The sequence below is a fragment of the Endozoicomonas numazuensis genome (assembly GCF_000722635.1).
GTDB classification, from domain to species: Bacteria; Pseudomonadota; Gammaproteobacteria; order Pseudomonadales; family Endozoicomonadaceae; genus Endozoicomonas_A; species Endozoicomonas_A numazuensis.
Window position 1 is genome coordinate 179,850 of record NZ_JOKH01000008.1, and the last position, 9,359, is coordinate 189,208.

General features: G+C 48.3%; 8 protein-coding genes. 5 read left to right on the forward strand and 3 right to left on the reverse strand.

The window, feature by feature from the left end:
* Positions 1–184: 184 nt before the first annotated feature.
* Entirely contained in the window at positions 185–2,302 is a 2,118-nt protein-coding gene (nrdD, locus tag GZ78_RS24020; protein WP_034841971.1) for an anaerobic ribonucleoside-triphosphate reductase, read from the reverse strand.
* Between the two features lie 282 nt (positions 2,303–2,584).
* On the opposite strand from nrdD, the gene GZ78_RS29165 reads away from it, so the two are divergent.
* The 3 genes from GZ78_RS29165 (at position 2,585) to GZ78_RS24035 (ending at position 6,681) form a co-directional block, all read left to right on the forward strand.
* Positions 2,585–3,919, forward strand: coding sequence for a UPF0149 family protein (locus GZ78_RS29165; protein WP_034841973.1), 1,335 nt, complete (start codon positions 2,585–2,587; stop codon positions 3,917–3,919).
* Positions 3,920–4,199: 280 nt separating this feature from the next.
* Positions 4,200–5,573 (forward strand): C4-dicarboxylate transporter DcuC, encoded by a 1,374-nt coding sequence (gene dcuC / locus GZ78_RS24030; protein ID WP_034841976.1) that lies wholly within the window; start codon positions 4,200–4,202, stop codon positions 5,571–5,573.
* Positions 5,574–5,808: 235 nt separating this feature from the next.
* Entirely contained in the window at positions 5,809–6,681 is an 873-nt protein-coding gene (locus tag GZ78_RS24035) for an SGNH/GDSL hydrolase family protein (protein WP_236631677.1), read from the forward strand.
* On the opposite strand, the gene GZ78_RS24040 is transcribed toward GZ78_RS24035, so the two are convergent.
* Positions 6,673–7,668: a CobW family GTP-binding protein gene (locus tag GZ78_RS24040; RefSeq protein WP_034841979.1), complete on the reverse strand. Its 996-nt coding sequence runs from the start codon at positions 7,666–7,668 to the stop codon at positions 6,673–6,675. The two genes, GZ78_RS24035 and GZ78_RS24040, sit on opposite strands and share 9 nt — an antisense overlap.
* Positions 7,669–7,823: 155 nt before the next feature.
* Here GZ78_RS24040 and GZ78_RS24045 point away from each other — a divergent pair, with 155 nt between their 5' ends.
* A complete protein-coding gene (locus GZ78_RS24045; protein WP_034841982.1) occupies positions 7,824–8,411 on the forward strand; it encodes a hypothetical protein in 588 nt (195 codons plus the stop codon).
* Between the two features lie 34 nt (positions 8,412–8,445).
* On the opposite strand, the gene GZ78_RS24050 is transcribed toward GZ78_RS24045, so the two are convergent.
* Positions 8,446–8,880, reverse strand: a complete 435-nt coding sequence (locus GZ78_RS24050) for a hypothetical protein (RefSeq protein WP_152558919.1) — start codon at positions 8,878–8,880, stop codon at positions 8,446–8,448.
* Positions 8,881–9,043: 163 nt separating this feature from the next.
* Here GZ78_RS24050 and GZ78_RS29890 point away from each other — a divergent pair, with 163 nt between their 5' ends.
* Positions 9,044–9,259, forward strand: a complete 216-nt coding sequence (locus tag GZ78_RS29890) for a hypothetical protein (protein WP_034841988.1) — start codon at positions 9,044–9,046, stop codon at positions 9,257–9,259.
* Positions 9,260–9,359: the final 100 nt, after the last annotated feature.

The window sequence follows — 9,359 nt, forward strand, 5'->3', positions numbered from 1 at the left end:
GGGTGAAAGGTTTTTCGCCAACAACAGAAAAATGTAGCACAGCAAGAATAAGGATCTGGTGCAGCCAAGCGTTAATTACCATACAGACCCCGTTCATCCTGAGCCTGTCGAAGGATGTTGGTAATGCACTTCGACAGGCTCAGTGCGAACGGTATGGGGTATGACGCTTAGTTGCACTGGTTCGTTAGAGGTGTTTTACCCGGCGCACCACTTCTTCCTGCTTACCTTTTATAAATGGACGGCTATTAGGCTGACCCAGATAGCCACACACTCTGCGGGTCACTGACATTTTGGTGGAATCCCGGTTTTTGCACTGAGGGCATTCAAAACCTCGGGCCGTAGCGTGAAATTCTCCTTCATAAGTGCAGCTGTAGCAGACGTCGTTGGGAGTATTGGTACCGTAGTAAGGTACTTTGTCATAGGTGTAGTCCCAGACATTCTCCAAAGCTTTCAGATTGTGCACCATGTTGGGGTATTCACCGTAACAGATGAAGCCACCGCTGGTGTGAGCCGGGTAACTCATCTCGAAGTCGATTTTGTCGTAGGGAGTGACTTTCTTTTCTACATCCAGATGGAAAGAGTTAGTGTAGTAGCCTTTGTCAGTTACGCCTTCAATGACTCCAAACTCTTTACGGTCCAAACGACAGAAACGGTCGCAAAGACTTTCGCTGGGCGTCGAGTAGAGGCTAAAGCCGTATCCAGTCTCAGCTTGCCAGCGACTGACCGCTTTTTGAAGATACTGAACGATATTCAGACCTTTCTGGCGCAGTTCTTCACAGTCGTAAATATCGCCCTGGCCGTAAAGTGCATGGATGGTTTCATGGATACCGATATAGCCCAGAGAGATGGATGCTCGGCCGTGTTTGAAGATTTCACTGACATAGTCTTCAGGGTTCAATCTGACGCCACAGGCACCTTCAACGTAGAGTATGGGGGCTACCTTGGCTTTGACATCATCCAGTCGCTGTATGCGTGTCATCAGGGCATCTTTAGCTAACGACAGCCGTTGATCAAGGCGTCTGAAAAAGTCTTGTTCACTTTCGCTCTCAATAGCGATGCGAGGCAGATTGAGAGATACAACACCGAGGTTATTTCTACCGTCATGAATGAGCTGACCATTTTCTTCATAGGCACTCAGGAATGAACGACAGCCCATAGGTGTTTTAAAACTGCCAGTGACCTCAACCAGTTTGTCGTAGTTAAGAATGTCTGGGTACATTCGTTTGCTGGCACACTCAAGCGCCAGCTGTTTGACGTCATAGTTGGGGTCGTCTTTCGAAAAGTTGACCCCTTTGCGAATGGCAAAGACCAGTTTTGGGAAGACCGGAGTCTTGCTGTTGCGACCCAAACCACGAATCCGGTTTTTGAGAATCGACTTCTGAACCAGCCTTTCCTGCCAGCTGATACCCAGTCCAAAGCCAAAGGTAACAAAAGGTGTTTGCCCGTTAGCGGTATGCAGTGTGTTGACTTCGTATTCCAGCGCTTGATAGGCGTCAAAGCAGTCTTTCTCGGTGCGTTCCATGGCATAGGCCTCTGCCTTTTCCCTGTCATCGATCCACCGAAGCCCTTCCTTTAGATGCTTTTCGAAGGTTTTGGTGACGTAAGGGGCATGGATACGGTCGATTTCATTAATACTGGTGCCGCCGTATATGTGGCTGGACACCTGGGCAATAATCTGGGCCGTGATCGCAGTGGCTGTGGTGATTGATTTCGGCGTTTCAATCTCGGCGTTCCCCATTCGAAAGCCTCGGGTCATCATGCCTTCTATGTCGATCAGCATACAATTGAACATGGGGAAGAATGGCGAATAATCCAGGTCATGGTAGTGCAGCTCGCCCCGTTCATGGGCTGCGGTTATAGGCTTTGGCAAAAGATGCTGTTTGGCATAGTGTCGCGCTACAACACCCGCAAGAAGATCTCTTTGAGTGGGGATGATTTTGCTGTCTTTATTAGCATTTTCATTGAGCAACTCTTCATTATCCTGATGAATGATACTCATGATTTCCTGGCTCAGAGCATTTCGGGATTCGCGCTCAATATCCCTGGTATTACGGTACTCAATGTATTTTCTGGCTGCATCCTTGTAAGGGCTGCGCATCAGCAGTTCTTCCACCAGATTTTGGACCTCGTAGATATCGATCCGTTCACGTCTGGTAAAAGTCTGTTCTACTTCCGTTGCCAATGATTTTGCAAAAGCGGTATCTTTGATATGAGCATCATTCAAAGCACTGGCCACGGCTCTGGCAATACGAGGTGTATCAAATGGCTGTCGTGAGCCATCGCGCTTGATGATGTCGGTCATCCAGAACCACTCCGAAAAACAAAAACAGGTGAGGTAGAACTGCCTTTATGAACTCACTGGGTAGTGGTGGTGGCAGCAGGGAGGCACAATATATATTGTTGTCTTGACGTCTATTATCCGTGAAGACCGATAGATTTCGATGTTAATTATCAAGTAATTACGAGTTGTACTTTAGATCTTTAGTTTTTCTGCGGGCTGCAGGAGGTTCAGGGATGTTGGATTACCTGAGCTGATCTACTATGATTGCGAGCCTTTCTTTATGGATCACCCTTGGAAAACTCCATGAGTCCCTACACCTCTCCCATTTCTGAACTCCTTGGCCTGGGCTACTGCGACTGGCAGGAATGGACGGATTACAGCCGTTTCAAATTTAATGAGTCGCATATTCCTGAGCTGCTGAAGCTGGCCCAGGACTGGACTTTCTTTGACCATGACGACGCTGACACTGTCTGGTCTCCTGTCCATGCGTGGAGAGTATTGGGTATTCTTCAGGCAAAAGAGGCCGTAGAACCACTGCTGGAACTGTTTTACAAAGATGATGAGCACTTTGTTATTGCAGAATATCTGCCGTCTGCTGTGGGACGTCTGGGTTCAGTAGCCACCGATCGTCTTTGGAGCATCGCCCGAAATACCGGGGAAAATGAAGACGCCCGGGATCTCGCCATCGAGTCGTTGCGTTGGAATGTCACTTACCACGAAGCCGATCGGGAAGAGACAATTGCTGGTCTCCTGCAGCTGCTGGATGACCGGGAAGACGATGAAACCTATCTGAACACTGCTCTGGTGGGTGCCCTGGTTGATATAAAGGGCAAAGAAGCAGGCAAATCTATTCGCGATGCTTTTGATCGTGGCAAGGTTGACCGTGAGATTCATGGTGACATTGAAGATGTAGAAATTGAGCTGAGCCTGCGAGAAACCCGTTCCTTTATTCCTGACTGGCGCTTTGATCATTCCCAGAAAGAAATGCTTGAAGCCATGCTGTCAGAGTTTGGCAACATGTCCTATCAGGAAGTGGAAGGTTTTCTATTTGGTATCTGGGGTTCGCCTCAGCAGGTACCCCCCAATCGCTGGCTGAAAAAAATCTTTGGTGAAGCCCCTTCATTCGAAGATGAACAGCAGGAAAAAGACGCTCATCGTATATTGTTCAATCTTTATGACACTATAGAGCGCTCTGTTGAAATGGGACTGGACATTATTCCTGAGGACTGTCAGTCAGAGACGCCAGGTGATGAACTGTTCCCAAATTTGAAAAAGTGGTCCAGAGGTTTTGGTGAAGCCAATGCCATGCTGGTGAACTTCTGGGAAGAAGTCTTCCAGCATCAGGCAATGAAAGAGCTGGAAGAGTCCTGGACAGCATGTACCATTCTTCTGAGTGTCTGGACCCATCCTGAGCAGCTGCTGGAAAAAGCCAAGAAGCCGGGAGGACCCAATATCGAGAAGATGCTGTCTGCTGTTCCTTCGGTGGCTAAAGAGTTGGCTTCCATCGGTTCCGGAGTGCGTACCCGCTGGGACGCTATTATGGAAACCCCAGACCCGGTCTCTGTCATTAAAATTGGTCGTAATGACGCTTGCCCCTGTGGCAGTGGCAAGAAATACAAGAAGTGTTGCGGCGCCTAACTCTGTAGGTTGTTCAACACTGATGTAAAACCTGAGGCGGTTTAAAATTAACTGTCTCAGGATTTAAAAAAACCAGAATCACTCCCTCGTAGAAATACTTCAGCAATTCTGCCTATAAGATAAAAGACATCGGATGATTATTTATGCGGTAAAAAGGGTTTTTACGGATAGCGAAAAATATTGTTAATATAATAATCACCTGGCTTGACTTAGATCAATTATTAACCTGTTATCTAAAAATATTCTTACCCCGAATCATATAATTATTGGGGTGAGATGCATGGACATTCTCATAGTCATACCTGTCGTAGCATTGGTTGTTTACGGCATTGTCAAAAATTTCAGTGCTTCTGCAACACTGGCTATAGCCGGTATGGTACTGCTCAGTGCCGCCACATTTCTGGGTATCTCCGATATCCTGCCCGTTGATAAAACCACCGGTTTTGCACCGTTCGATTTATTCGAATTGATGAATGGTGTCTTCAGCATGCGTATGGCCAGCCTGGGTCTGACCATCATGGCCTGTGGTGGTTTTGCCTCATACATGTCTCACATTGGAGCCTCTGAAGCTCTGGTGCGTCTGGCTGTTAAACCTATTCACGGTTTCAAGTCTCCCTACCTGGTATTGTCTCTGGTATACCTTGTCTGTGTCGTTCTTCAGATGTTTGTGACTTCTGCAACAGGTCTGGGTCTGCTGCTGATGGTGACACTCTATCCTGTTCTTCGCAGCATTGGCTTGAGCCCTGCTTCAGCGGCTGCAGTCTGTGCTTCTCCCGCTGCTTTTGAAATCGGTGTTACTCAGGTAAATGCCAACTTTGCAGCCAGTCAGGGAGGAATGGAAATCACTGAATATTTCCTTGGCTATCAGGCATGGGTCACAGTACCAATGGCGTTTTTGACTGCAGCACTGCACTTCTTCTGGCAGCGTCGTTGTGATCTGAAAGCGGGCTACATTGCGGCTGATCATGTCGGTGCAACGGATGCTGAAGAAGGCGAAGAAGATAAGCCAAAGGCTCCTGCTGTTTATGCCTTGCTGCCCATGATTCCTTTTGTTTTGTTGCTGGTATTCTCCAAGATGATGGTGACTTCTATCAGTGTGAATCTGGTGGCTGCCATGCTGATCAGTGTGTTCGCAGGTATGTTGTTTGAGCTCATTCGCAAGAAAAATGTCAAGGAAGCCCTGTCTGGTTTTGACAAGTTTCTGGCAGGCATGGGGGCAGTCTTCGGCCCTGTTGTAGGCTTGATTATTGGTGCTGAAATATTCGCTATGGGTCTCAAGCATATCGGTGCTATCGATTCTTTACTGGGCTCTGCTCAGGGGCTTGGCATCGGGGCCGCTTTCATGGCTGTTTTCATGGCAGTACTGATTGCGATCTCTGCCATCATGATGGGCTCTGGTAATGCGGCATTTCTGTCATTCGCTACTCTGGCACCAGACGTAGCCAAGAGCTTCGGTGTACCTGCAGTCAGTATGTTACTGCCTATGAACTTTGCCGCCAGTATGGGGCGAACCATGTCACCGATCTCTGCAGTAGTGATTGCCTGTGCCGGTATTGCCAAGATCTCACCCTTTGAACTGGTGAAGAGAACCGCTGTTCCTATGCTGGGCTCGTTTGTTCTGGGTATGGGTCTACACCTGATTTTGTTCATGTAATAGCAACAGGCTTTACCAGAAACGGGATCTCATGTGAGGTCCCGTTTTTGTATCTGGCTCATTCATGGTTGTGCTCCAAGAGATCAAGGACGGTGAATAGTCCTGAATTACAACGCATGCCTCCTGGTGCAGCCAAGCGTTTTACCTCATAACGTTCGCACTGAGCCTGTCGAAGTGCATGACCAACATCCTTCGACAGTCTCAGGATGAACGGGGTCTGCATGGTAATTAACGCTTGGCTCCTAGACTATGGCGGAGTCTTGCCGATAGTTCTAAGGGTCAGAACCAGACACCGGATATCCCCTCGGAGGAATTAATGATTAATCGACGTTCTCTACCTGAGAAAGTAAGTGATCACTTGCTTTGGTGGGGAGGCTTGTCGATACTGCCCGTATTGGCTGCCCAGGGAATGAAAGTTCGTCGAAATATTCTGCGCTTGCCTCCTGCTGCCCCTCCTTTTTATGGTTCTTCAAAAGGAGGCGACCAGGACTTTTATCTCTATGTTACTGGTGAGTCATCTGCAGCCGGTGTAGGGGCGTTGACACACTCTACCGCTTTGATTGGCTGTCTTGCTGATCGCCTCAGTGAGGCGCTGGATGTTCATGTCCGCTGGCGAGCAATTGGCAAGAATGGTATCAAAGCAGAAGAGCTTCGCAGGGATATTTTGCCTGCCACCTTATTACCCGCTCTGAAGGATGGTCGCGCTGACCTCATTGTTATTGCTCTGGGGGTCAATGATGCCAAAGGGGTGACCTCAAGAAAGCAATGGCGCAGGGATGTGTGTGGCATGATCAGCGATATTCGGCTCTATTCACAATCGCCAATCATTCTGGCCGGACTGCCTCCGGTGCAAAAGTTTTCAGCACTGCCCAGCCCTCTCAGCAAGGTGTTGGGAGCCAGAGCTCGATTATTGGACCGGGATCTGGCCAGCGCGGCTGAGCAATGGCAGGGTGTCCTGCACATGCCCCTGAGCAGTGAGCTGGGTGTAGGCAATCTTGCCCTGGATGGCTTCCACCCTTCCGAGAAGGGCTATGCGCTCTGGGCGGAAAACCTGGCTGGTGGTTTTCTGGCCGATTTTTGTTCGAACCTGACAGAGCCTTTAGCCTGAGCTCGGCACCAGTCCGGCAGCAAGGCAAAGTTGTTCTTCTATTTCATCCCACGGTAGTGTCTTGTCGTCAATAACCTCTATCCGGCTGTGTTCGCACTCACTCAGTTCCATGATGCTGACAACTCCCTCCTGAGCATTGAAAGCCCTGGGACCCTGATTGGTATGAACAACGGCTTTCAGTCGCTTGGCGGGGATGCTATTGAATAGATGAAAAAGCGCATCAAATGAAAATACCAACATTGAGCTGTAGAGCCAGCCGCAACTGAAATGACCTTGTCCCTTGTTTTCACGGCGGATAAACAGCTCGCCTTCCGGTAGTGTCAGAGGCACGCTTTCCGGCATGGCGTTGTGCTGGTGGTGTGCATCGGGATGCAATGCGCTCTGACTGCCTTTAGGCTGGTTCAGCCATTGAGGGTCAATAGCGCCATGGGCAACCCAGGCCGTCATGACCTTCCTGTTCTCCATAGAGCGGCAGTAGCTGTCAAAGCGTTCCTGGTCGGAATGGTCACAACAATCAGTCTTGTTGGCCACGATGACGTCAGCCAGGGCGATCTGGTCTTGAAAATTTTCATTCTCCAGATAGCGTTGATCTTTCAAGTTGCGTGGATCCAGCAAGCAAATAGTGGCTTTTAGGTCGAGCACTTCTGAAAAATGCGCACCTGACAATGTCTGCAGGATTTGTTCTGGATGGCCCAGCCCTGTAGGTTCGATCAGAATACGGTCTGGTTTGCTGCGGGCAATCAGCATATTCAATCCGACCTGCATTGGCAGCCCGGCAACACAGCACATACAGCCCCCCGGAACTTCACGGACGACGGCACCTTTGCCTGACATCATGGCACCGTCGATGCCGACTTCGCCAAACTCGTTCACCAGCACACCCCAAGTCTCGTCTTTGGGTTTGCTGGCCAGCAGGTGCAGGATAGCAGTGGTTTTACCTGAGCCCAGAAAGCCGGTAATCAGGTTGGTAGGGATTGCTTTGATCATGACATCTGAAACTGATTAGTTTGTTACAATATAACGTTTTTGGGTGGGTTATGGGAGTAGAATTTCCGTAAGAGTCTCTTGTTGATGGAATAAACCGGAAAATCGTCGATAGTTAACTGTATGGGATTTTCAGCTCTCAGGGAGGAGAGTGAGTCATGGGCGGACCAGTTGATTTCTTTAGGGGTTTGATAGGTGCATCACCTTCACAGAGTTCAGACAGGGTAAGAAGCAAGCCAGCCAAGACGGGTTTTTTTGCTGGTCGTACAGCAAAAGAAGTTGACGCCTACAAGTACATGGTTGGTTCAAAAGAACGCTTTGAAGCGCTAGCCCATAACAGCCGAGTTAAAGCTAAAAATGCTAGTTCACAGGAATTTAAGCAGAGCTATAAGACAAAAGCCACTGAATATGATGGGAAGGCTAAAAGTGCGAAATCTGAGAAACAATTAAAGAGAGAAGTCCGTGTGGAGGACGTTCGGTCACGACAGGAACAAGAAGTGAGTGAACGGCAGGAGCCTGATTCAAATCCTATAGGTGAGTTCATCGGGAATTTGGCAAATGGCTTGAGAAAAACGGGTGAAACAGTCGTACGTGAAGTCAAAGTAGTTTCGGGAAAGGCTACTTTAGGTCTAATGAAGGCTGATAGAGAGAATACTAAGTGGTCTGAACACCCTTTGGATAGATTCCTTCTGGAATGCAAGATTCTTCAGCAGAGAGCAAAAAATAGATGGAGCGAATTGGATTGAAGGTTAAAGTTTTCATCTTTCTCAACAAGCTTCATCATCTAAGGTTTTCAATATGCCTCCCCAGCCGCCAGATAATAAACAAACCCACCAAAGTGGCGGCTGTTTCATAAATAAACTCTGACTGCTCCATCGGTGCAAAAGACAATACCAGAAAGAGTGGCAGGCTGAACACCAGAGTCCTCATTGTTACTACCCAGCCAATTGAAATCAGTCGAGTCCAGAATTGCTCCCCCTTTCGTCCCCCGTTGCAAAGCCAGGCATAGAAGATAGCAAAGGCTGGAATAGCCAGTTCAATGACTTCAAGCCAGCCTGAGTGGATAAAGCTATCATTGATGTTTTCAGGAAAAAATCCCAGAGTCAGGAAGGCCAGCCAGCAGAATGTGTAGAGGTAGGTTTCCCGGCCAGAAAGAGGTTCTTTCCGCAACCGCTCTTTCAACCAGTTAATATTCCAGAACACTACGAACTGCATAATCACCATCCTGTAAAAAGTTAATGCATTATAGATGCTCTTGGGAGCCGAGAGTTCCCCACAGGCAGCCATGAGGTTTTCTGGGAATCTTTTCGTTGTGTAATTAAATTGTCATTAAAGCGTCTTAAAGTGCGCTCATCTGATCATCCAACGGTGCAGTACTTTGAGATCAAAGACCATATTTGCAGCTCTGGGTCTGGGTTTGATGACCCTGGCAAACCCTGTTCTGGCTGAGACCAAAATCAAGAATGTCATCATGCTCATTGGTGATGGAATGGGGCCCCAACAGATGGGATTGCTGGAAGCCTATGCTAGGAGGCTGACCGAGAATAGACAGCCCGGCCTAAAATCCAGAAAGAACGGCCATCTTTTCCACTGAATTTGCTTAAATAGGTCAACTATTCGCACAAATTCAGTGAAAAAGCTGACTCGTTCTACTGAATTTTATGCTCGGACGCTATTCTCGGTCAGCCTCCTAG